A 22670-nucleotide genomic window follows, 5' to 3' on the forward strand; every position below is an offset into this window, starting at 1 on the left:
CCCGGAAAGAAAAAGCAGAAATTGTTACAGATCAAATTTAACCGACAGGTTGATGGTACGGCCGTCTATAGGGCCCCACAGCTGTGCAAACTGAGGATTGCTGACAGGACCGGTGAACAGCGGCATGTGTTTTCCCTGACGCGCATCGAATACGTTTTCGCAGTTCAGTACCAGCGTTACGTGCTCACCCAGCTTACGTGACACCATGGCTGCCCAGAACCAGTAATTAGGCGCTTTCTGGTTGTTTTCCAGGTATTGGTTGCCTATCCAGCTGTTTTCGATACCGAAGCGCCATTTCTCTTCTATCTCGTAGGCGAGGGTAGCGGCGAACTTGTCCTGTGGAGCAAAAGCCACTTTGGTGGAGGCTGCGTCCGTGTATTTGGACACTGTGTGGTTGTAGCCCAGGTACAGCTCCAGATGGTCAAGCTCCATTCGCACGTAGGTATCGGTACCCAGACTGTTAACGGCATACGGCTGATTGGCCAGTATCACTTTGTTGAGATCGGCAGCGTTACTTACCGGCAGAATGGGGTCTTTGATATGGGTGTAGTAGAGCGCCTGGTTAACGGTAACGTCTATATCGCCCAGCATTGTGTGGTAATTGCCATCGAAGTTAATGCCTTCGCTTCTTTCAGATTTAAGTCCGGCAGCCAGCGGCAGCAGGTTGCGGTAGCCGATGGTCTGTGTTTGCGCGGAGAAGATGGCGGGCGATTTGTAGCCGGTGCCACCGCTGAGGCGCAGGCTGAGGCCTTCCAGTGGTTTGTATACGAATGCCAGGCGAGGCAGTACGTACCAGCCAAATACGTTGTGGTAGTCGGCACGGAGACCTGCTTCTGCCATTACCTTGTCTGAGAAATGGTAGCCATCCTGCGCGAAGACGCCCATGGTGTTGTAGGTGTAGTTGCCCAGCAGGGTGCTGTCTCCGTTAGCGCGGCGGTATATTTCGCCGGTATTGTTGAGGCCCACGACCCAGTCGTGCCGGCCGCTTTTTTTGTTGTAGGCCGCTTCCAGGTAGGTATTGGTTTGCTGGCCGTTCAGCGGGAAGTTGCCTGCGATATTTTCCAAATGAAAGAAACTGCCTACGCCTTTTACGGTGAGGGTGCCGCCACCCAGGTTTTTGCGGGTGAATTGCACATCGGCGCTATGACGTTCGCTGTTGTTGCTTTCCGTATAGGCATGCAGGTTGTCTGCATGATGGTTGAGCACCTGCATATCGCCGCCTTCCCTTTTTTCGATGGTACCGGTGTAACCCGCTATGAGCGTGGTATTGGCGTTGGGGTACCAGAAAAAGCGGGGATGAATGAGGTATTGTCGTACGCGGGGCACATCACTGAAACCGTCATCGTTCACATCCACCGGGTTTTGGGTAGTGACGCCGGCAAAGAGGGTGAGGCCAGTTTTACCATAACGTTGGGAATACCATACGTTGCCATTGGTTTCTTTCAGCGTGCTGCGGTTGGCGAGGATGGTCAGTTCCGGTTTTGAACCTGGCGTTTTGGCCACGAAGTTGATCATGCCGGCGATGGCGCCGCCACCATACAGGGTGGACACAGAGCCTTTGATGATTTCTACCTGCTTCAGGTCGAGGGGCGGAATGGCCAATACGCCGAAATTGCCGCTGAGACCTTCATATACAGGCATACCGTCGCGTAGCAGTTGGGTGTATTTACCGTCCAGTCCCTGCATGCGGATGGCATTGTTGCCGCTGACAGCTGATGTGTTCTGGATATGTATAACAGAGAGGTCGCCGAGGATACTGGTCACATTGCCGGGTTTGATACCGCTTTCTTCTATCATTTCTTCGCGGCCCAGTATTTCCACTTTCATTGGAAGGTCTGCAATGCGGCTGTTATTGCGGGTAGATGAAATAATGACTTCATTCAGATCAGATACTTTGCTGATAGTGTCCCTGTGCAGGGTGTCTTTAACGGGAGCGGTTACACGCTGCTGCGCAGCGGCAGTTAGCATGGTGATACAAAGGGCTCCGGTTACAATAAGCGGTCGCATGGATGTACAACTTTGATGATGGATTCTTTTTGACATCACAAAGAAAGAAATACAATCTGGTGCAAATCTGTACTAGCAGGAAGCGGTAAAAATATGCAGGCCGTTGACGTATTGATAGGAGACCTGAATATGATAGGATTCTCCTATCTTTTTGACGATGGCAAGTCCCAGTCCGTTGGAATTGGAATACCCCTGGTTACTTTTCCTGAACCGCTGAAATACATCGGCGGGCGGTATTTCCGGCAGGTTACTGGTGTTGGAGATGGTAAAGGTTTGGGCTGTGAGCGTGATATGGATACGGCCTTCGTGATAGTTGTATTTGATGGCATTGCCCAGCAGGTTGCTGATCAGGATGTCTGCCAGTGCAGGATGCAGGGGCCATGGTGCGGTGGGGACGAGGTGCGTCTCCACGGTCAGTTCCTTTTCCCGGATGAGTTCTTCAAACAGGGATAGGTATTGGATGAGGACCTGATGCAGGTCTGGTTGTTCGGTCACGGGGTACTGCTGGTTTTCTATTTTGGCGAGCAGCAGCAGGTTATGATTGAGCCGGGAAAGGCGTTGCAGCTCTTCGCTGGTTTGACCGATATTTTTCAGCTGATCTTCTGACAGGTTTTCGTCCTGAAGGAGTAGTTCCAGTTTGCTCTGCGCGATGGCGAGCGGTGTTTGCATTTCGTGTGCGGCATCTTCCGTCAGTTCTTTCATGTTGATATAGTCCTGATGGATGCGGTCCGTCATTTGGTTAAGTGCTTCGTTGAGCTGATTAAATTCATGCGTAGGGGTAGCGGCAAAGCGCCGTGCTTCCATCTTATTGAGCTGTAACAGCCGGATTTTATCCAGTGAGTGATAGAAGGGGCGCCATACATTACGGCTGATGAACCAGTTGGAAAGAATAACGAAAATGAGCAGTCCGCCGAAGGCGAACAGCATGACGTAGATAATATTTTTCAGCAGATCATCTTTTTCGATCATGGATTTACGCAGTATCATCTGGTAGTGTTTCCCATGGATGCTGATCACTTGTGACAGTTCCCGGAAAGGGGCGCGGGCGTCTTCCGTTTCCTGGTACAGGGTGACGCCTTTGAATTTAAATTTTTTCTGTACCGGTTGATCGGTAGGAGTGAGCTGAAACTCCTGCGTCTGGAAGCGGAAGATGGGATTGTCAAGGCTGGCGGTGTCGAGATAACGCAGCCATTCCCGTTGATCATTGGCCAGCTCTTCATCTGTTTCGTGTTTGATTTCTTTGTTGAATTTATGGAACAGGAAGAAGGCGCCGCCAGCAAACACCGGCAACATGATGATGATAAAGTACAAGGTAGTTTTGGTGAGCAGTTTCATGCAGCGCATTTCAGTTTAGCCGAAACGGTATCCGGTACCATATACGGTTTTGATATAGTCTTCTCCGCCGGCTTCCATCATTTTTTTGCGGAGATTTTTGATATGGGTGTAGATAAAATCGTACGAGCCGGCCTGATCGTAGGCATCGCCCCAGAGATGCCCGGCCAGGGCTGATTTGGTGACTACCCGGTGTTGATTGGCAATGAAGTAGACCAGCAGTTGGTATTCCTTACCGGTTAATGTAATGGATTTATCATGTACCAGTACTGTTTTCGAAGCGGGGATGACGGTGATTTCGAAGAAGCTGATGCTGGTGTTCCCATCAAAATTTTTGCGGCGCAGCAGTGCGTTGATGCGGGCATTCAGCTCCGAGAGATGGAACGGTTTGGTGAGGTAGTCATCGGCGCCAAGTTCCAGGCCGCTGAGTTTATCTTCGAGGGAGTCTTTCGCGGAGATGATGATGATGCCGGCTTTGGATTTCAGTGACTTGAGTTCACGGATCACATCGAGGCCGCTGCCGAAAGGCAGGCCAATGTCTGCTACGATGCAGTCATATTCATAATCGGTCACTTTATCGATCGCCTCCCTGAAGTCTGCCGCCACTTCGCAGATAAAGCCCTGGTGTTCCAGGTATTCACGGATACTGTTGCGTAAGGAAGGTTCATCTTCTATGATCAGCACTTTCATTCTGTAAAATAACTGTTGTAAAATAACTGCAGTAGCCTGCTGAAAGCAGGTGCGACAAAAGTAGGGATTAATTCTAAAGCAAACCTGTACCCAGGGCTGAAGCCCTGGGCTACGTTGTTACATACACATATATATCTTTTGTTGGTATTGTTGAATATAATTTAATTATAAAGTATAATATATTTATATTTGATGGTACTTTTTACTGATGATGATAAGTTGAGGTAACCCGGGACTAACTGAAATATGTTAGGATGGATATATGGTATCATCAACATAGAATAGTTACAGGGCCGATGGCTGCGAAAAATCGCGAATCAGGGGAATCAGTAATAATCATGTTTATCATAGTTTAAATCCGGATGGTATTATTTATCGTTTATACTACTGATATCTTAATGATACACGGAAAATCAGTGTAGAGACCCTGAGCTGAAGGGCGAAACCAAGGGAACATGCAGCAGAGAAGGTGCTGGCAGCAAATAGGTACAACGAACAAGTAAATGAAATCACAACGATAGCGTAGCAATTGATATCCCGTAGATAATTATCCGGGAGTTTAGGATGATTGTATGATGAGAAGAAGATACCCTTACTATGACAACCCTTATAGCGAACTATCCGTATTATGTTTACGGGGCCTGATGCCGTAAATCCGGCAGGCCTGTATTGTCGGCTTTTTATACTATACCTATTGATAACCGGTACCCGTGTGGGTACCACTGATGTTTTGATACTCAAAAACACTTGACATTGAGCAACAAAGAAACCAAAGAGCTGTTTGACCTGATGGACCAGGTACCCAATGCCCGGCGGGTAGCCCAGGAATACCGGCGTTTGATGAGGGAGGGCAAGATTGACCCTAAAAAAGATGTAACGGATGCCGGTGCAGGATGGTTAGCCGTGGAAGATGAATTAATGCAGGAGGATGAAGCTAAATCGTATAATTACAGGATCCCCGGCATATGCATCAGCATTATCCTGGCGGGGCTGTGTTGGAGCGCCTGGTGGCAAAAGCAGCATGAGAAAGAGTTGGTCCATCTGCTGGCCATTAATGAAAGAACAGCTGCGGCAGTTTTTCATGACCCGCTTAACAGGCAGTTGCATAATGCAAAACGTAAGAATGGTGTTTATACTTTTCACGACGCCTCTCTGAATGACATCAGGGGAATGATTGACAAACGTTTTGCGATCAAGGTAATTTTTGATGAGCCCGAAATGTCAGGACGCCGCTTTACCGGCTGCATGGACCCTTGCCAGTCGCTGGATGCCTTTATGAACGTGGTGAAATACAGCAGTGCGGTGGATTACTATTATAAAGGTACTACGTTGCATATCCGTTCTTCGCAGTAACCGGATATCAGGGGAGGCCTGCGGGTGCTCCTGTGATGGAACGGATAAATTTTTTCAATCCCTTTTCCCTTTGCCATAATTCTCTGGAGGCGAGCCAACAAACAAAAGCTTCCTGTCTGCTACCGGGCGGTATTTGCGCCTGATATTCCGCGAACTCATCTGTAGGAAACTGGTGACTGGACTTCAGCAGCTCTGCTGCCATATGAGGCCAGGCTTGCTGTGCTTCGAGGAACCGTTCTTTAGCCTGTGTTGTCAGGCCCAGTTTATAGAAGGCCAGGAAAGAAAAAAAAGTATTTTCCAGCGTGTGGCTGCCGGCGGGTTGCTGCTGATACCAGGCGATGTATGCTTCATACCGGCCCAGGTGCATGTAACACAACGGCAGGAGCGCGGTGGCGAGGGTATCATCCTGTGGGTTGATCTTTAACAGGAAATTGATTTTATCCAACGCTCTTTCATAATGTTTTTCTTTGATGTACTCTGGAATGACCGCATGGAGGGCGCGTAGAAAAGGCCGGTTTTCCAGCATGCACCAATAAACATGATCGGTGCCTGGCCGGAACTCCGCCGGCAGTGCTTCTATACAGATCAGGTGTGCCCTGTGCATAAGGGCATTCCCTTCTATATGCCGGCCGGTCCTGTTCAGGACCACGGCCAGCGATAGCAGTGCATCGATATGGCTGTTGCCACAGGCCAGGATAATTTTACGGAATATTCTCTCCGCGGCCAGTGGCCTTGTATGCATCATGTCCATTGCGTGCAGCAGCTCACTGTGATAGGTGACCAGTACAGCTGGCTGATGAAACATCCATGTGCCGCCCTCATTGGTGAAATACGGTTGCCCTGGCATATCATCCGGTTTTTTAGCGATTAACCATGTTGCAAGAATACAGCTTATCAAGTTGACATTTGTTAACCACTTCTAAACACGGACAATTATTTTGAGATTTTTTTTGATAGGCAGTTTTCATCCGCCGGTTATTTCTCTGCGGCACCTTTCTCCATAAAGGTGGACGGGGCTTTACCGGTATATTTCCGGATTTCGTTGGTCAGATGGGAATGGTCATAATAGCCGTAGTCAAAGGCTATTTGCAGCAGGCTGCTGCCGGGGTTATTACGGATATGGCGGTGCACGGTCTGGTAGCGCACGATATTGGCAAATGCCTTAGGGCTGACGCCGGTATGTTTGAGGAACTGCCGTTCCAGCTGCCGGGGCGTGAGGAAATGGGCACGGGCGAGGTCTCCGATCCTGATACAGCCCTGATGCTTGTAGATGGTGTCTACGATGGGCAACATATCAAGAGATGCATGGGTATTGCGTTCCAGGAAGTATTTGTCCAGCACAGTAATAAAGTTGTCGCCGGCCTGCAGGAGCAGTGTGATCAGCTCCTGTCCGAACTCAATGCATTCATCTGCGGTATCCTGCAAGGGCAACCGGAAGAATGAGTTAAAAGCGGCGGGCTTAAAGCGGATACCGATCATGCGGGCAGCTCCTGGTTGACAGGAATCCGAGTAACGCGTCATGGTACCGATCAGGTATGCTTTTTCAGAGAGGAGCAACTGCTGTTGCGGGGTGCCGGCATCACTGATGGTAGCATCACCCAGGTTGCAGATGATGTCTACACAGCCATCGGGCAGTATACGGCCTACAGCCGCGGACCCTGTGGCCGACGTAACGGTCCAGTAGGCATCTATATATGGTTCCAGTAGTGGATGCGGTTTGTATTGCCGGTACATATCATAAAGGTAAAAAGAAACGTTCATTATCGGACAGGCGGTGTGCGGTAACGAAACAGTTCGGGGGGCCTGCCTGCCGCTATATCCCATCTGGCAGGGCCACCAGCTGGTGGCAGATTTATTGTGATCTCACGGGTGCCAATTTTTCTTCATATGCTGAAAAACTATATCAAGATTGCCTGGCGGAATATCAGCCGTAACAAGGTGTTTTCTGCCATTAATATTATGGGGCTGGCGATTGGTATCGCCGCTTCCCTGCTGATCCTGCAATATGTGGCGTTCGAATTAAGTTACGAGAGCTCCCAGGAAAAAGGTGACCGTATCTACAGGGTGCGGCAGGAGCGTTATGAGAAAGGGCAGTTAAGTACCAGCTGGGCTGCCGGGGCTTTTGCGGTCGGCAATCATTTCAAGGAAGCTTTTCCGGAAATAGAAGAATATGTAAAGCTGGTCAAACTAAATGAGGCAATGCTGGACAATGACGAAAAAAGCGTCAAAGTATCATCGGTGTATTGTGCCAGCAGCGCTTATTTTACGGTATTTTCCACCCCGCTCATCAGCGGAGATGCCAAAACAGCCCTTACAGAACCCAATACGGTAGTGCTTTCAGAGCGCATCGCCCATAAACTGTTTGGACAGGAAGATCCCATTGGTAAAATAGTCCGTCAAAATTATCGCCGTGTTTTAAAGGTGACGGGCGTATTCAGGGATATGCCTTCCAATACCCACCTGAAGGCAGAAGCGTTGTACTCCTATGCTACCTACCTGGACATCGTGAAGCCGGATGATCCTGAAACAGGATGGCAGTGGGATGGTTGTTTAACCTACCTGTTGCTCCGGCAGGGCTCCAATCCTCAGAAGCTGGAGGCAAAGTTCCCGGGGCTGGTGGCCAAATACTATGGGGACGTACCGAAGGAGTTTACGACAAAATATTATCTCCAGCCGTTAAAGGACATACATCTTTATTCCCACCTGATGATGGAAACAGAAACTAACGGTCAGGGCAACACGGTATATCTGTTGATGGGGATTGCGTTGTTTATTATTGCCATCGCCTGGATCAACTATATCAATCTCGCCACAGCCCGTGCTATCAACAGGGCGGTGGAAGTGGGCGTACGCAAAGCGATCGGCTCGCGCAGGTCGCAACTGGTGGCGCAGTTCATGATCGAATCTGTGATGCTGAACGGGATGGCTGTTATCACGGCACTGTTCCTGGTTGTTTTTTCCATTCCGCTTTTTAACAGTGTAACAGGTCAGCAGTTATCTTTTTCACTGTTGTATGACCGGCTTTTCTGGACCGTATTAAGTGCGCTGTTTGTGGTGGGGTCATTCCTGTCGGGTTTGTATCCGGCGTTTGTGCTTTCCCGTTTTAAACCGGTGGTGGTATTGAAGGGCAAGGCTATCTCTTCCCGCCAGGGCAGTACGTTGCGCAGATCATTGGTAGTGGTGCAGTTTGCCGCTTCTTTATTTTTGCTGGTAGGCATGCTCACTGTCTTTAAACAAATACAGTTTATGCGTTCGCAGCAGTTGGGGATAGACATTGCGCAAACGCTGGTGATAAAACCACCTATCATTTCCACCGATTCTACCCGGATGAGACAACAACTGGCTTTCAAAGAACAATTGATGCGTGAAACCACCATCCATAGTGTAACCGTATCATCCATCGTGCCCGGCGAAGCTTCGTCCATAAATGCCGGTGGTATACGCCTGATTGAGCAAAACAGAAATGAGGGCAAACAGTTCCGCGCCATTTACGTCGACTATGACTACGTGCCTTCCTATCACCTGAAGCTGATAGCGGGCCGTAATTTTGACCGTGACTTTGGCATGGATGGCGCAGAGGGCGCCGTGGTATTCAACAGGACCGGTATCCGCAGGCTGGGCTTCGATCGCCCGGAAGCGGCTATTGGCAAGCTTGTTTTCTTCTGGGGCGACACGCTGAGGATTGCCGGCGTAGTAGAGGATTTCCATCAACAGTCCCTGCATGACGCTTATGAGCCATTGATCCTCCGGCTGCGTGCCGATGTGAAGGGATATATTTCCGTTGGCCTATCGCCGGATAATATCAGTGCTACCATTGCAACGGTACAACGGAACTGGAATACTTTCTTTCCATCCAACCCGTTTGAATATTTTTTCCTGGATGAACATTTTGATGAGCAATACAAAGCTGACCAGCGCTTCGGAAAAGTGTTCGGCATCTTCACGGCACTGGCCATTCTGGTGGCATGTCTTGGTTTGTTTGGGCTGGCCTCCTTCACCATTGTGCAGCGGACCAAAGAGATCAGTATCCGTAAAATACTGGGTGCTTCCGTAGCAGAGATTGTCCGGTTGTTGTACCGCGAATTCGCCGTGCTGATCGTGATCGCTTTCGGCGTAGCTACGCCGGTGGCCTGGTTCAGCGTTACACAATGGCTGAAAGGTTATGCCTTCCGGACAGAGCTGTATTGGTGGCTGTTTGCCATTCCTTTTGTCCTGGTGCTGGTGATCGCTTTCCTGACGGTAAGCTTCCAGAGTATACGCGCTGCGCTGGTGAATCCGGCGCACAGTTTACGGTCTGAATAGTTGGGTTTGAACAGATAAAGTCCGACATTTACTATCCTATAAAGTGAATGTTTATCTGTTAACAAAAATCCAATCAGCACATATGGAAATCACGATAAGAAAAGCTGTAAAGGAAGACCTGCCTTTGCTGCTTACTTTCGAGCAGGGCATTATTACAGCAGAAAGGCCTTATGACCCCACCCTGCAGGATGGTGCTATTAGTTATTACGATATCGCTAAAATGATAGCAGCCGACAATGTGGAGGTGGTAGTGGCAGTAGCAGGCACGCAGATCATCGCATCCGGATATTGCCGCATAGAGCCTGCCACCCGGCCTTATCTCAAACATGATAAGCAGGCATACGTAGGCTTCCTGTATGTAGATCCTGCTTATCGTGGTAAAGGTATCAATGGCAGGATCCTCGCCTTTCTGAAAGAATGGGCTTATTTACAGGATGTACTGGAAATGCGCCTGGACGTTTATAGTGACAATGAAGCCGCTGTAAGGGCTTATGAAAAAGCAGGATTTAAAAAGCACCTGATCGAAATGCGGATGGACCTGAGAGATGATCCCACCTATCTCGCACAATGATTACTATATTATCATAGCACCGGCCAGCCTGAGTATCCGCTCCACAGGTTGGCCGGTGTTGTTTATGATCTATCCGCAATTGAACAAAACCTGTATCAAAAGCGGACATTTTTCATATTGTGCGATATGTATGTTGTTGGATATTAATATATTTATTGTTGGCATCCGATTGGAAAATCTGTCATCATGATTACCAACTATATCCGGACCGCTGTCCGCAGTTTATGGAAGAACAAAGTATACAGCTTCCTGAATATTTTCGGGTTGATGACAGGCATCGCCTGCGCCGGTATTATCTTCCTATGGGTGGAAGATGAAGTGCAATACGACAGTATGCATGAAAAGAAAGACCGGCTGTATGCCGTTTTACAGCACTGGCAGTATGACGGCTACAAGCGTACTTTCTGGTCTACCCCCGGGCCGATGGGCCCTGCGATAAAAGCGGAATTTCCTGGTATAGCCAATGTCTGCCGTACAACGGAGGAGCCGGTGTCTACGATGTTCAACAACGGTAGCACGGCTTATTACGCATCCGGGATGTATGCAGACAGTACCCTGTTCAGCATGTTCACCTTTCCTTTTGTGGAAGGAGATGTCCGTTCTGCTTTTACGCAGCCTTATTCCCTCGTTATAACGGAAAGGGCTGCACGGAAATTTTTCGGGCAAACCACCAACGTAACTGGTAAGATGCTGAAGATGGACAACAAGCAGGAATATATGGTGACAGGTGTCCTGAAGGACCTGCCGCAAAACTCCACGCTGAAGTTTGAATGGCTGGCGCCTTTCCAGACTTATTTTAATCAGAACAAATGGCTGACATCGTGGGATAATAATGCGATCAATAATTTCGTGGAAGTAGTACCAGGAACGGATGTGACAGCGCTCAACCGGCAGCTGGCGGCATATGTGAAAGCAAAATTCCAAAGAGCTGTTACCACACCCTTTTTGTTTACGATGAATGACTGGCGGTTGCGCGGCGACTTCGTGGATGGAAAGCAGACGGGTGGACGTATCGGGTATGTACGATTGTTCACTATTATAGGTTGGATCATCATTTTAATAGCCTGTATCAATTTTATGAACCTGGCCACTGCGCGTAGTGAGAAACGTTCCAAGGAAGTAGGGGTACGCAAAGTGCTGGGCGCTGGCAAAGGTAAGCTGATCGCGCAATTTATCGGAGAGGCCATGATGATGTCTTTTGTGGCCACGCTGTTGGCCGTGGTGCTCATCAGCCTGTTGTTACCGGCATTCAATGCCATGGTAGGCAAACAGATTGCATTAGGCCTGCAACATCCGTTGCACTGGACCGCATTGCTGGCCATCGCAGTGGTAACCGGATTGATGGCAGGCAGCTATCCCTCTCTGTATCTGTCATCCTTTAACCCGGTAGCGGTGCTGAAGGGCATCAAAATGCCCGGCGGTAGTGCTGCTATTATCCGCAAAGGACTGGTAACAGTGCAATTCACGGTATCTATTGTATTGATTATTTCCACTATCATCATCTATCAGCAGATAGAACATGTGAAAAACAGGAAGCTGGGATATAACAAAGACAAACTGCTGGAAATGAATATTACCGGCAGAATGGGACAGGACTTTGCGGCCATCCGCCAGGACCTGCTGAATACGGGCCTCATCGAGAATGCGGCCATGTCTGATCATGTCACCATTGAAGGAGGGAATAACACCAATGCCTTCCGTTGGCCGGGATCACCGGAAAGCGGTTTCCTGATCTCCAACAGGAGTATTACACCGGGATTCTTCGCTACCTCCGGCATGGAGCTGAAAGAGGGGAGGGACTTCCTGCCTGGCGCTACGGTAGACAGCTTCAGCGTGGTGATCACCGAATCGCTCTCCCGGTTGATGGGTGCTGAAGGGAGCATCGGCAGGAACCTGTTGATCCCGGAGGGCGAGGAGACTAATTACCAACCTTATCGCATTGTAGGGATCGTCAAAGATTATGTGTACGGAGACATATATGGCAAGCCTGACCCGGTGGCTTTCTTCAAGCGGGACAATGATCCCCGGGTGATGTATATCCGTATGGCAGCTAATGCCGATCCGGAACGGGCGGTGAAAAGTATTGAGCAGGTGATGCTGAAAGATAATCCCGGTTATCCGTTTGCTTTCCGTTTTGTAGATGAACAGTTCAATGCCATGTTCAGCAGTGAACAGCTGATAGGCCGGTTGTCCAGGATATTTGCTACGCTGGCTATTGTTATTTCCTGTCTGGGGTTATTTGGCCTTGCAGCCTATACGGCGGAGCGCAGGACCAAAGAGATTGGCATCCGCAAGGTGCTGGGCGCCAGCGTAACAGGGATTGCCCGGTTATTGTCGATGGAGTTCCTGAAGCTGGTACTGTTATCGGCAGTCATCGCATTTCCGTTGTCGTGGGGAATTATGGCGCATTGGCTGGACCAATTTCCTTACCATACGGACATTCACTGGTGGGTGTTTGTACTGGCCGGCGGCATGGCAGTGCTGATTGCATTGGCAACGATCAGTTACCAGGCAGTGAAGACAGCTATGCAGAACCCGGTCAGGAGTTTACAGGCTGAGTAGACGCCATAATATAGCGGCGATGCTCCTTGCCCCAGTCCATCAGCTGGAAAACAATTTTTTCAAGGGTTTTTCCGTAGGGCGTAATCTCGTATTTTACCGTTACAGGTTTAGTGGAACAAACGGTGCGTGTCACCAGCAGGTTCAGTTCCAGTACCTGGAGTTCCCGTGTCAGCATTTTGGCGCTGATGCCCTCCACTTCCTGATGCAGTTCAGAGAAACGTTTCTGTCCGCGGCAACAGAGGACTGCGATGATCAGTACCTTCCACTTGCCCTGGAGAAGCTCCATGGCATCGCTCAATGCCCTTGTTCTTCCTTTGTAGTCACATTCAGGATACCGGTTGATATATGGTTTCATGATAACTGTTTTTGAGAGATATGGACAAAAATAAGCTATCTATCGGTTGATAAGATTTTTGTTGATAATATGGGATATTCATAATATGTATTAAATTTGCTGTATTATTTGTTTAAACAATACTCCAATGACCCGTACCTGTCTATTCCTGTTAGCATCTACAGTATTCCTATTTGCCTCCTGTTCCAAAGACGAGATGGCCGGTCCCGATCCGGACCCTACTGTAAATCCGCCAGGCACCAATCCTTCGAATAAGTTGATGGGTACATGGAAATTTGCCGGCGTGGAACTAAAGGGGCAGTCGATCACATCATTTACTGATCAGGATGGGGGTTCTTTTAAAGGGCTGCTCGACATTGACTATATCAGCACCGGCAACAAAGGCATCGTTACTTTTGATGATCGGACGATGACATCCAAAGATATCAGTTATACGGTAGATACAAAAGTGAAGAGTACCACTTACATTAATGGAGCGCTCATGGCATCACAGGAACTACCGTGGGGTGTTACGATGCCGGCTTCTGCAAGCAGCGCAGGATACGAACTGAGAGCTAATGACTCGCTGTACAGCCAGGCCGCCAGCGTTTCCCTTCCCGGCGTGGATGGATCCTTACCCGGACAAGAGATGGCAGCCAAAGTGAGCTGGAAAGGAGATACGCTGGTGTTAAAGTCACACATTCTCTATGCTAAAACTACCATAGAAGACGGCGTGCCTACAGCAGTCAACTACAACCTCGATCAGATAACCAAACTGGTCAGAAAATAATTGCTGCCGCTCTAATGAATTTCTAATACTTTTCTAAAGCCCCTCTAACAGCCTGCCAGTGCAGGCTGTAGTATTTTTGTCCTGTCAACAAACATTTATCACTATGGACGCAGGACCCGGACATACCGGTAATGTAAGCCAGGGTGCCCTATTTTCTTCCTGATAAGAAACCGCCCCGGCTGACCATTAAATTATTCTACAGTCATGATCAGAACAGCAGCAGGCAGCATCAGGCGGCATATACCCTTTACCCAACAGGTAACAGCAGATGGATTTAATGTACTGGCAGCTAAAAAGCTCCGCCATGTGGCGCGAAGCGACAGGGCCGGTACAATGACCCTGTTGGACAGCCAGGAAGGCGGTCTGACAGAAAACCAGGTACAAACCAAACGCAGGTTGTTTGGCCTCAATGAAATCACCCACAAAAAAGCCCCTGCCTGGTACAAACAATTATTACAGGCTTTCATCAATCCATTTATCGGCGTACTGGTAGTGATTGCCATTATATCCTTTATCATGGACGTATGGCTGGCTGCTCCCGGTGAACAGGACTACAAGACCGTCACCGTAGTAGGTGTGATGGTGGTACTGAGTTCCGTACTACGTTTCTGGCAGGAATTCCGCAGCAACCGCGCCGCAGAGAAACTCAAAGGCATGGTGAAAACCACGGCCATGGTGCTGCGTAACCCGGAAGGCGCACAGGAGATACCCATCCAGGAGATTGTGCCCGGAGATATTTTCCTGTTGTCTGCCGGTGACATGATACCTGCGGATTGCCGGGTGCTGCAATCGAAAGACCTGTTTGTCAGCCAGGCTATGCTTACCGGGGAAGCGCTGCCGGTAGAGAAGCAGGAATTCAGCATCGCAGATGCAGAGCGCCGTGTGCCTTTTGAACTGGAGAACACCTGTTACCTGGGCACCAACGTGGTGAGCGGTGCTGCTACGGCCATCGCCATCAACACCGGTGATCAGACTTACTTTGGTTCCTTTAGTAAAACACTGACCAGCAAACGGGCAGAAACCAGTTTCGATAAAGGTGTAAACAGCGTAAGCTGGCTGCTTATCCGTTTTATGCTGGTGATGGTGCCGTTGATCTTCGTCATCAACGGGCTGGTAAAACACGACTGGATCTCCGCTTTGCTTTTTGCTATAGCCGTTGCCGTAGGGCTCACACCAGAGATGTTGCCCATGATCGTTACCGCCAACCTGGCCAAAGGCGCATTGAGCATGAGCAAACGCAAAGTGATCGTAAAAAGGCTGAATGCCATTCAGAATATCGGCGCTATGGATATCCTGTGCACCGATAAAACCGGTACGCTCACCATTGACAAAATAGTACTGGAAAGGCATCTGAATGTACTTGGGCAGGACGATGAAGAAGTGCTCAAATGGGCTTATCTCAACAGCTACTATCAGACGGGGCTGAGAAACCTGCTGGACCAGGCGGTGCTGGAACATGTGGAAGTACATGAGCATATTCAGGCGGGCAACCGTTTTACCAAGATAGATGAAATACCATTCGATTTCCAGCGCCGCCGCATGTCAGTAATATTGCAGCAGCGCAACGGCAAACACCTGCTCATCTGCAAGGGCGCCGTGGAAGAGATGCTGGCCCTTTGTTCACATGCTTTTAACCCCGGAGAAGACAAGGAACTGCACCCAGAAAATGATAACGTGATGGTACTGGACGAAGGAATGCGCAACCATATCCTTCGTATTTCGCGCAAGCTCAATGAAGAAGGGCTGCGCGTGTTGCTGGTCGCCATTAAAGAGTTTGACAACCGTGCACTTACTTACGGCGTGGCCGATGAAAACAACATGACGCTGACCGGCTTCATTGGTTTTCTCGACCCCGCCAAACCTTCCGCTCAACCATCCATCGAAGCATTGCACCAGTTGGGCATTACCCTGAAAGTGCTGACCGGCGACAATGAGATCGTGACCAAAAAGATATGCCGGGATGTGGGGATACCGATCAACAATATCTTGCTGGGGCCGGATTTGGACAATATCAGCGATGTCGAGTTGACAAAAGAAATCGACAACATCAGCATCTTCGCCAAACTAAGTCCGCTACAGAAAACCCGTGTGGTGAAAGTATTACAGCAGAAGGGCCATACCGTTGGTTTTATGGGCGACGGCATCAACGACGCTGCCGCTCTACGTGAGGCAGATGTAGGCATCTCCGTAGACACAGCGACAGACATCGCCAAAGAAAGTGCGGATATCATTTTGCTGGAAAAAGACCTGACCGTATTGCGGAAAGGCGTGATCTACGGCCGGCGGACATTTGGGAACATCATCAAGTACATCAAGATGACCGCCAGCAGTAATTTTGGTAACATGTTCAGCATGTTGGGGGCCAGCGCGTTCCTGCCGTTCCTGCCGATGTTGCCTATTCAGTTGCTGGTACAAAACCTGTTGTATGATATCTCCCAGATAGCCATTCCCTGGGACCGCATGGACAAAGAATATCTCGAAGAACCGAAAAAGTGGGACGCCTCTGGTATTGCGCGGTTTATGTTTTTTATCGGACCTATCAGTTCCATTTTTGATTACCTGACCTTTGCCCTGTTGTTTTTCTTTTTCAAGGCCAATACACCGGAGCATCAGGCATTTTTCCAGAGTGGCTGGTTTATAGAAGGATTGTTATCACAAACGCTGATCGTGCATATGATCCGTACGCGTAAAGTGCCGTTTATCCAGAGCTGGGCTACCGCGCCTGTGCTGGCATTGACAACGCTGGTGATGGCCATTGGAGTTTTGTTGCCATTCAGTCCGCTGGCAGCAGCATTGAAAATGCAGCCGCTGCCGATCCAATATTTCCCTTTCCTGCTCGCTATCCTGGCAAGTTATTGTGTGTTGACCCAAGTCGTGAAGAACTGGTTTATCCGGCGTTTTCACAACTGGTTGTAATCAATTACAGATTACGAATAGAGAGTCCACTTATAAACCGGTTATTTAGTAACCTTTCTATAAGTGGACTCTCCATTCGTAATTCGTAATTATTTCACGCCATTTTCCGGGTTCCATGATCCTTGTTCCTTGCGAACGAAGATGATCTGTCCGGTATGATAGGCGTTGTGAGCGGAGATATTGGCGATGTTTCCGGCGGCCGCAGCGAGTGTTTTATCATCTGCTTTTTCCACGAACTGTTCCAGGCCGGTGAGTATTTCGTCCAGTTTTTTTACCGCAGTTTCCCAGCTTGCTTTGTCAACGCTGGCAAATGTTTCGTTGTTGTCGCCATTGAAGTCTTTTACGTTTTTTCCGAGGAATTTGTTGAGCTGTCGTTCGTTCCAGAACACAAGATGTTGCACCAGTTGGCCTACAGAGTGGTTGCCGCTGCCGTCTTTCCAGTTGGCTTGTTCAGCCGTAAGGCCTGCCACGGCAGTGTTGGCTGGCACGAACCAGTCCGCCTTATTGTGTGTGCTGCGGAGTTGTGTCAGTAGAACAGATTTCAGGGTAGGCGTGGCCGTTTGTCCGAATACCTGTACGGACACCAGCATCAGCCATACGGGGAGTAGCTTTCTCATAACGCTGTTGGAGTTGTTTGGGGAATGAATAATGGGATGAAGGTAGCTGCTTCCCATGGTATGCCCAAGTGGAAATGTATGAGCGGAAAAACAGGCAACAATTCCGTTTGCAGGACGTTACAGTTATAGGAGGCATTTTATTATGACGGAATTATTGAAATGGGTTGATCGCCGCTTTCAGTTTGGACATACGGTTGACTACATTCCTTTTTTCATGGAGCGGTTGCGCGCTACTGCGCCCCGGCTGGAGGAAGCGACGGTGCGGGTGCCGGAAGACATCATGGAAGTCCACGAAAATGGCAAGTGGTCGGTAAAAGAACATATTGGCCATCTTTCAGATATCGAGCTGTTGCACGACAAGCGGCTGGAAGACCTGCGGGCGGGGCGGGCGCTGACGCCGGCAGACCCTGAAAACAAAATCACCGTGGCGGCCCATCACAATCAATATCCGATCAATGATCTGGTGTATCATTTCCGGCAGATGCGGGATAATTTCCTCAAACAGGTAGAACATTTTTCGCCGGCAGATATGGAGAGAAAGGCGATGCATCCCCGGTTGGGCCAGGTGTTATCGCTGGCTGATATGTTGTATTTTATTGCTGAACATGACAATCATCATTTGACGGCGATAGCGACGTATTTGCGGAAGCATTATCCATGAAGATATTACAGCAATAAAAAAAATCCCGGAGTTATTTTCCCGGGATTTTTTTATTGTAAGTGAGGAGTCGTAATCCGTTGAACACCACTACCAGCGTAGAACCTTCGTGGGCCATTACCGCCGGGCCGATGGAGGCGATGCCGGTGATAGTGAGGGGGATGAGGATGGCTACCATGCCGAGGCTCATCCAGAGGTTTTGTTTGATGATCCTGCTGGCTGTTCTGCTCAGGCCGATGGCGAAGGGCAGAAGGGTGAGTTTGTCTCCCATCAGCGCGATATCCGCCGTTTCGAGGGCCACATCTGAACCGGCAGCGCCCATAGCGATGCCGACCGTGCTGTTGGCCATGGCTGGGGCGTCGTTGACACCGTCGCCTACCATGGCGACTTTATGTTCATCGCGGGCGAGTTTTTGGATGGCTTCCACTTTTTGTTCCGGCAGCAGGCTGCCCCAGGCATCGGTGAGGCCAATTTGTTGAGCTACCGCATCCGCCACCTGCTGGTTGTCGCCGGTGAGCATGATCATGCGCCGTATTCCCGCACTTTTAAGCGTTTTAAGCACTTCTGCCGCCTCCGGGCGTGGTGTGTCCATTACCGCAATGATACCGGCATAAACAGTCCCTTTTCGCACCACCATGGTGGTGTGACCGCCATGTTCCAGTTCCTGTACCTGAGTGGTCAGTTCTGTGGAGGGGCGGTATTCATCGAGCGATTCAAAGAGGGCGAGGTTACCGATATATACGGGAGCGCCTTGCCAGGTAGCTTTGATGCCTTTGCCCAGTACGGCTTCCAGCTGCTGTGCTTCCGGAACGGCCGTATCGCCGAGTTTGGCTTTACCGTCGCGTACGATGGCTTTGGCCAGCGGGTGGTCGCTGAGGGCTTCCACTGCCACGGCAGCCTGGAGGAGGTCTGTTTCACTGCTGCCGTTCATCGGTATCACGTTGGTCAGCCGTGGTTTGCCTTCGGTGAGGGTGCCGGTTTTATCGAAAGCCACCGCCGTGAGAGTGCCCAGGTCTTCCAGCGGACGGCCGCCTTTGATGAGCACGCCCATGCGGGCTGCTCTGGCAACACCGCTGAGCACCGCGCTGGGAGTGGAGATAGCGAGCGCACAGGGACTGGCAGCCACCAGCACAGACATAGCGCGGTAGAAGCTGGCGCTGAAAGGTTCGTTGAGCACAAGGAAGGCGAAACATAGCAGGAGCACCAGTGTCAGCACTGCCGGCACAAAGATGCGCTGGAAGCGGTCGGTGAACTGCTGTGTGGGCGACTTCTGGGATTGTGCTTCATTCACCATTTTCACCAGCCGGGAAATAGTGGAGTCGCTGGCAGGCTGGCTCACCATGATCTCGAGAGAGCCGTTGCCGTTGATGGAACCGGAAAATACTTTATAGCGGGCATTTAATTCTTTTACCTGTTGTAATGCATTAGCCGGATCATCGACCGGCATTTTATCCACCGGTACGCTTTCGCCGGTAATAGGCGCCTGGTCTACGCTGCTGGCGCCGGCAACCACGATGCCGTCTGCAGATATTTTAGTGTTGGGCCTTACCACGATAATATCACCGGCTTTGAGCTCCGATGTTTCTACTTCTTTCGTGCCGCCATTGGTTTTGAGCAACGCTGTTTTAGGCGCCAGATCAGCCAGTGCCGTGATGGATTTACGGGCTTTCTCCATCGCATAATGTTCGAGCGAGTGACCGAGGCTGAAGAGGAACAACAGCAGGGCGCCTTCTTCCCATTTGCCTAAAACAGCTGCACCGGCAGCTGCCACCAGCATCAGGAAGTCGATTTCAAAGCCGCCTTTGGAGATTGTTTCGATGGCTTCTTTGGCGGTGTAGAAACCACCGAAAATGTAAGATGTTATCAGAATCGGTAACAGTCCGCCTTCCGGCATTGTTCCTGCGGGAACAAGCGTACGTCCGAGTATCCAGGCAATGGCCAGTGTGGCGCCGCACAGCAGGCTGAAATACAGCTCTGTGTTTTTGCCGAATATCATCATCGTATGGGCATGACCGTGATCATGGTCATTATGGTCATGTTTCTCTCCGGGCTTATGTTGATGGTCGCCGTCGCAGGCATGGACCGGTTTGGGAGAAGGAGGCGTTGCGGTCATATTTTCTTTCATGATAACGCTTTTATGGGCACAAAAATGCTGTTGCACGTCATGAACGCACAGGCAGTGTCAATGATGTTTGTTATTGGAAAATCATCAGGTTATGCGGTATGATAGTAGCTCCTATCCGCATGCCACAAAATTAAGTATTCCTCCAATGCCCGCCCATTCTATTTTTACACCGTCGTTGCAAAAAGCAGGCATTAATATCCGTAGCTTTGGACTATGAAAGCGTTAACGATCACGGGCTATTCCACGGCCCTGTTTTCCACCTGGTATTTTGTAGAAGAGCTGGGCATCCTGCTGGACGCGGGAGACGGCGTAAGTGCCACGCTGTTGCAGAAAAGCAGAAAAATCAACCATGTATTTATTTCCCATGCCGACAGGGACCATCTGACCGGATTATTACAACTCAATCAACTGAATGCGCGGGATGGTTTTCCCGTTATCTGTTACCCAAGAGATGGCGGTTCATATCCTGCACTGGAAGCTTTTTCCAAAAGATTTGACCCACATGTGGCGGGAACGGTATGGATGCCGGTAGCGCCGGATGATGAAATCCGTATCAAAGATGATATACTGGTGGTGCCGTTGCGGAACGAGCATGTACGCGCTGCTCCGGGTGTTATCCGTAGCCTGGGCTATAAGATCATGCAGACAAGGCGTAAGTTACGCCCCGAACTGGCGGGGCTAACGCAGGAGGATATACGAAGAATAGGCATTGAACAGGGAAAAGAGAAAACTACCATCGAGGTGCGCCGCAATATCCTCAGTTATTCCGGTGATACACCGGTGGCCAGTCCGGAGACGTGGCAGGATGCGGAGATATTGATTCATGAAGCCACTTTCCTCGGCGGGGATGAAGTGATTGAACACCCTTCCTATAAGAACCTGCACAGCCGCCTCGAAGAGGTGATAGAGATGGTCAGCGCCACGAATGTGCAGCAGTTGGTGCTGGGGCATTTTTCATCGCGGTATGCGCCGGAGCAGATAGATCAAAGTATCCGGCAGCTATGTGAACGGTATGCGTTGAATATTCCTGTGTTCCGTGTGTTGCCTGGCCAAACGGTGAGGGATATACTGGGAGGCCTGCCGGTCAACCGGTAGGGTTGGTGCTGGCATGAAAGAGGGCTATGTTTGCCCGAAAAATGCCGCTCGCGGCCGTAGTTATCGCCGGTACCGGCGATCTTGATACAGGTGTGTACCCATAAAAACGCCGCCGCCGTAGCCGCGGATTCGCCTGTGTACTGATAATTCGTTTTAGCCCATCACCTCCAACCGTTCATCCTTTTTTATTTAAAAAAATAATTTAAAAACTACCCTAGTTTATTAAATTATTTTTATATTGTGCTTACGCACGATGAAATATGAAGGAGCTGCTTTACCGCATACAATTTCACGATGACCAACTGGCTTTTAAAGCTTTTTATCAGCAGCAGATGTTCCCGCTTTATCAGTTTGCCCTGGCATTCCTGAAGCAACATCAGCAGGCGGAGGAAGCTGTGAACGACGTATTTGTGAAGCTATGGCAGCGGCGTCATACGCTGCAGGAGATAGACAACATCAAAGTATATCTCTACGTGGCGGTGAAACATACGGCACTGAACCAGTTGAGGTCTGCCACCACCTTTGAGGAGGCTGACCTGGACAATGTACAGGTGCCGCAAGTCCGGTTTTGTGCGGGTGCCGAGCAATTGCTGCTTACCCACGAACTGCGGGACGCTATTGCAGCGGCCATCCGGCAGCTGCCTCCCAAATGCAGAATGATCTTTAAACTGATCAAGGAAGACGGACTGTCTTATAAAGAAGTGGCCGGTATCCTGAATATTTCGCCCAAAACAGTAGATGCACAATTGATGATCGCGATGAAAAAACTGTCGGCCTCGCTTCAACCCTTCCTGCAGCATACCTCTGTTTGACTGCAGTATTTTCTCACACCCGTTTTGTAAATTGTTGCTTATTCGATTTTTCTGCCACACTAAACACCTGCATTGTCTATCAGGACAAGGGAAAGCTGAAAACCTTCAGAAAAGAGTAAGCGCCATGTTTTTCGCGTTAAACCATTTGTTATGAAAAAGAAAACCAAAAAGAAACTCGACGTTACCAAGATCAAACTTGTAAAACTGAATGAGCCCGGCCAACAAAAAGCCGAGAAAGCAACTATTCCTCCTCATACATTCTGGTGTACAACCACCGGTCTCGTATAAACCGAAAAAACAACAACGAACAACATGGCCGGCCCTTTGGGCCGGTCTTTTTTTGTCCCCAGGGCTGAAGCCCTGGGCTACGTTGTTGTTCAGTTTCTTTCGGATTGCAGGTGTTGTTATTTAGATGGAATGGTATTGTAGGCTAGAGCCTTAGCACAGGCACTTTGAATGTGAGACGCTGTTAGTGACTATTCAATTCAATTTTGGGCCGCTATCAT

General features: G+C 49.6%; 18 protein-coding genes. 10 read left to right on the plus strand and 8 right to left on the minus strand.

The genetic code is table 11. The features are described from left to right. Window positions 1-24 precede the first annotated feature (24 nt). From HHL17_RS12445 to HHL17_RS12455, 3 genes are all read right to left on the minus strand, one after another. Complete coding sequence (locus tag HHL17_RS12445) at window positions 25-2007, minus strand: TonB-dependent receptor plug domain-containing protein (RefSeq protein ID WP_169225035.1); 1983 nt, start codon at window positions 2005-2007, stop codon at window positions 25-27. 72 nt (window positions 2008-2079) lie between these two features. Further along, the gene (gene porY / locus HHL17_RS12450; RefSeq protein WP_169225036.1) at window positions 2080-3342 is read right to left on the minus strand and encodes a sensor histidine kinase; all 1263 of its coding nucleotides are present in this window, start codon (window positions 3340-3342) and stop codon (window positions 2080-2082) included. A gap of 15 nt (window positions 3343-3357) precedes the next feature. Beyond that, entirely contained in the window at window positions 3358-4029 is a 672-nt protein-coding gene (locus HHL17_RS12455) for a response regulator transcription factor (protein WP_169225037.1), read from the minus strand. 753 nt (window positions 4030-4782) lie between these two features. Between HHL17_RS12455 and HHL17_RS12460 the strand changes: the two genes are divergently transcribed. Further along, window positions 4783-5382, plus strand: a complete 600-nt coding sequence (locus HHL17_RS12460; RefSeq protein WP_169225038.1) for a DUF4974 domain-containing protein — start codon at window positions 4783-4785, stop codon at window positions 5380-5382. Window positions 5383-5389: 7 nt separating this feature from the next. Here the strand turns inward: HHL17_RS12460 and HHL17_RS12465 are convergent, their stop codons facing one another. Both HHL17_RS12465 and HHL17_RS12470 read right to left on the minus strand, forming a co-directional pair. After that, a complete protein-coding gene (locus HHL17_RS12465; RefSeq protein WP_169225039.1) occupies window positions 5390-6229 on the minus strand; it encodes a tetratricopeptide repeat protein in 840 nt (279 codons plus the stop codon). 128 nt (window positions 6230-6357) lie between these two features. Next, the gene (locus tag HHL17_RS12470) at window positions 6358-7143 is read right to left on the minus strand and encodes an AraC family transcriptional regulator (protein ID WP_169225040.1); all 786 of its coding nucleotides are present in this window, start codon (window positions 7141-7143) and stop codon (window positions 6358-6360) included. A gap of 126 nt (window positions 7144-7269) precedes the next feature. On the opposite strand from HHL17_RS12470, the gene HHL17_RS12475 reads away from it, so the two are divergent. The 3 genes from HHL17_RS12475 to HHL17_RS12485 all read left to right on the plus strand — a co-directional run bounded on the left by HHL17_RS12475 (window position 7270) and on the right by HHL17_RS12485 (window position 12817). After that, complete coding sequence (locus HHL17_RS12475) at window positions 7270-9684, plus strand: ABC transporter permease (RefSeq protein ID WP_169225041.1); 2415 nt, start codon at window positions 7270-7272, stop codon at window positions 9682-9684. An 82-nt stretch (window positions 9685-9766) separates the two neighbouring features. Then, window positions 9767-10255, plus strand: a complete 489-nt coding sequence (locus HHL17_RS12480) for a GNAT family N-acetyltransferase (protein ID WP_169225042.1) — start codon at window positions 9767-9769, stop codon at window positions 10253-10255. 186 nt (window positions 10256-10441) lie between these two features. Further along, complete coding sequence (locus HHL17_RS12485; RefSeq protein WP_169225043.1) at window positions 10442-12817, plus strand: ABC transporter permease; 2376 nt, start codon at window positions 10442-10444, stop codon at window positions 12815-12817. Here HHL17_RS12485 and HHL17_RS12490 read toward each other — a convergent pair. After that, window positions 12795-13172 carry a winged helix-turn-helix transcriptional regulator gene (locus HHL17_RS12490; RefSeq protein ID WP_169225044.1) on the minus strand — a complete coding sequence of 126 codons (378 nt, stop codon included), beginning with the start codon at window positions 13170-13172 and terminating at the stop codon, window positions 12795-12797. The two genes, HHL17_RS12485 and HHL17_RS12490, sit on opposite strands and share 23 nt — an antisense overlap. A 127-nt stretch (window positions 13173-13299) precedes the next feature. Between HHL17_RS12490 and HHL17_RS12495 the strand changes: the two genes are divergently transcribed. Then, a complete protein-coding gene (locus HHL17_RS12495; protein ID WP_169225045.1) occupies window positions 13300-13941 on the plus strand; it encodes a hypothetical protein in 642 nt (213 codons plus the stop codon). Window positions 13942-14145: 204 nt separating this feature from the next. Then, complete coding sequence (gene mgtA / locus HHL17_RS12500) at window positions 14146-16857, plus strand: magnesium-translocating P-type ATPase (protein ID WP_169225046.1); 2712 nt, start codon at window positions 14146-14148, stop codon at window positions 16855-16857. Between the two features lie 89 nt (window positions 16858-16946). On the opposite strand, the gene HHL17_RS12505 is transcribed toward mgtA, so the two are convergent. Continuing rightward, on the minus strand, window positions 16947-17474 hold the full coding sequence (locus HHL17_RS12505) for a DinB family protein (protein ID WP_206155969.1): 528 nt from the start codon (window positions 17472-17474) through the stop codon (window positions 16947-16949). 142 nt (window positions 17475-17616) lie between these two features. Between HHL17_RS12505 and HHL17_RS12510 the strand changes: the two genes are divergently transcribed. Beyond that, complete coding sequence (locus tag HHL17_RS12510) at window positions 17617-18135, plus strand: DinB family protein (protein ID WP_169225047.1); 519 nt, start codon at window positions 17617-17619, stop codon at window positions 18133-18135. Window positions 18136-18166: 31 nt separating this feature from the next. Here HHL17_RS12510 and HHL17_RS12515 read toward each other — a convergent pair whose 3' ends face one another. Next, window positions 18167-20257, minus strand: coding sequence for a heavy metal translocating P-type ATPase (locus HHL17_RS12515; protein ID WP_169225048.1), 2091 nt, complete (start codon window positions 20255-20257; stop codon window positions 18167-18169). A 213-nt stretch (window positions 20258-20470) separates the two neighbouring features. Between HHL17_RS12515 and HHL17_RS12520 the strand changes: the two genes are divergently transcribed. The 3 genes from HHL17_RS12520 (at window position 20471) to HHL17_RS12530 (ending at window position 22452) form a co-directional block, all read left to right on the plus strand. Then, a complete protein-coding gene (locus HHL17_RS12520; protein WP_169225049.1) occupies window positions 20471-21352 on the plus strand; it encodes an MBL fold metallo-hydrolase in 882 nt (293 codons plus the stop codon). A 260-nt stretch (window positions 21353-21612) separates the two neighbouring features. Then, window positions 21613-22164, plus strand: coding sequence for an RNA polymerase sigma-70 factor (locus tag HHL17_RS12525; RefSeq protein WP_169225050.1), 552 nt, complete (start codon window positions 21613-21615; stop codon window positions 22162-22164). A 150-nt stretch (window positions 22165-22314) separates the two neighbouring features. Then, window positions 22315-22452 carry a hypothetical protein gene (locus HHL17_RS12530; protein ID WP_169225051.1) on the plus strand — a complete coding sequence of 46 codons (138 nt, stop codon included), beginning with the start codon at window positions 22315-22317 and terminating at the stop codon, window positions 22450-22452. Window positions 22453-22670: the final 218 nt, after the last annotated feature.

This window comes from Chitinophaga fulva (assembly GCF_012927205.1).
GTDB lineage: Bacteria > Bacteroidota > Bacteroidia > Chitinophagales > Chitinophagaceae > Chitinophaga > Chitinophaga fulva.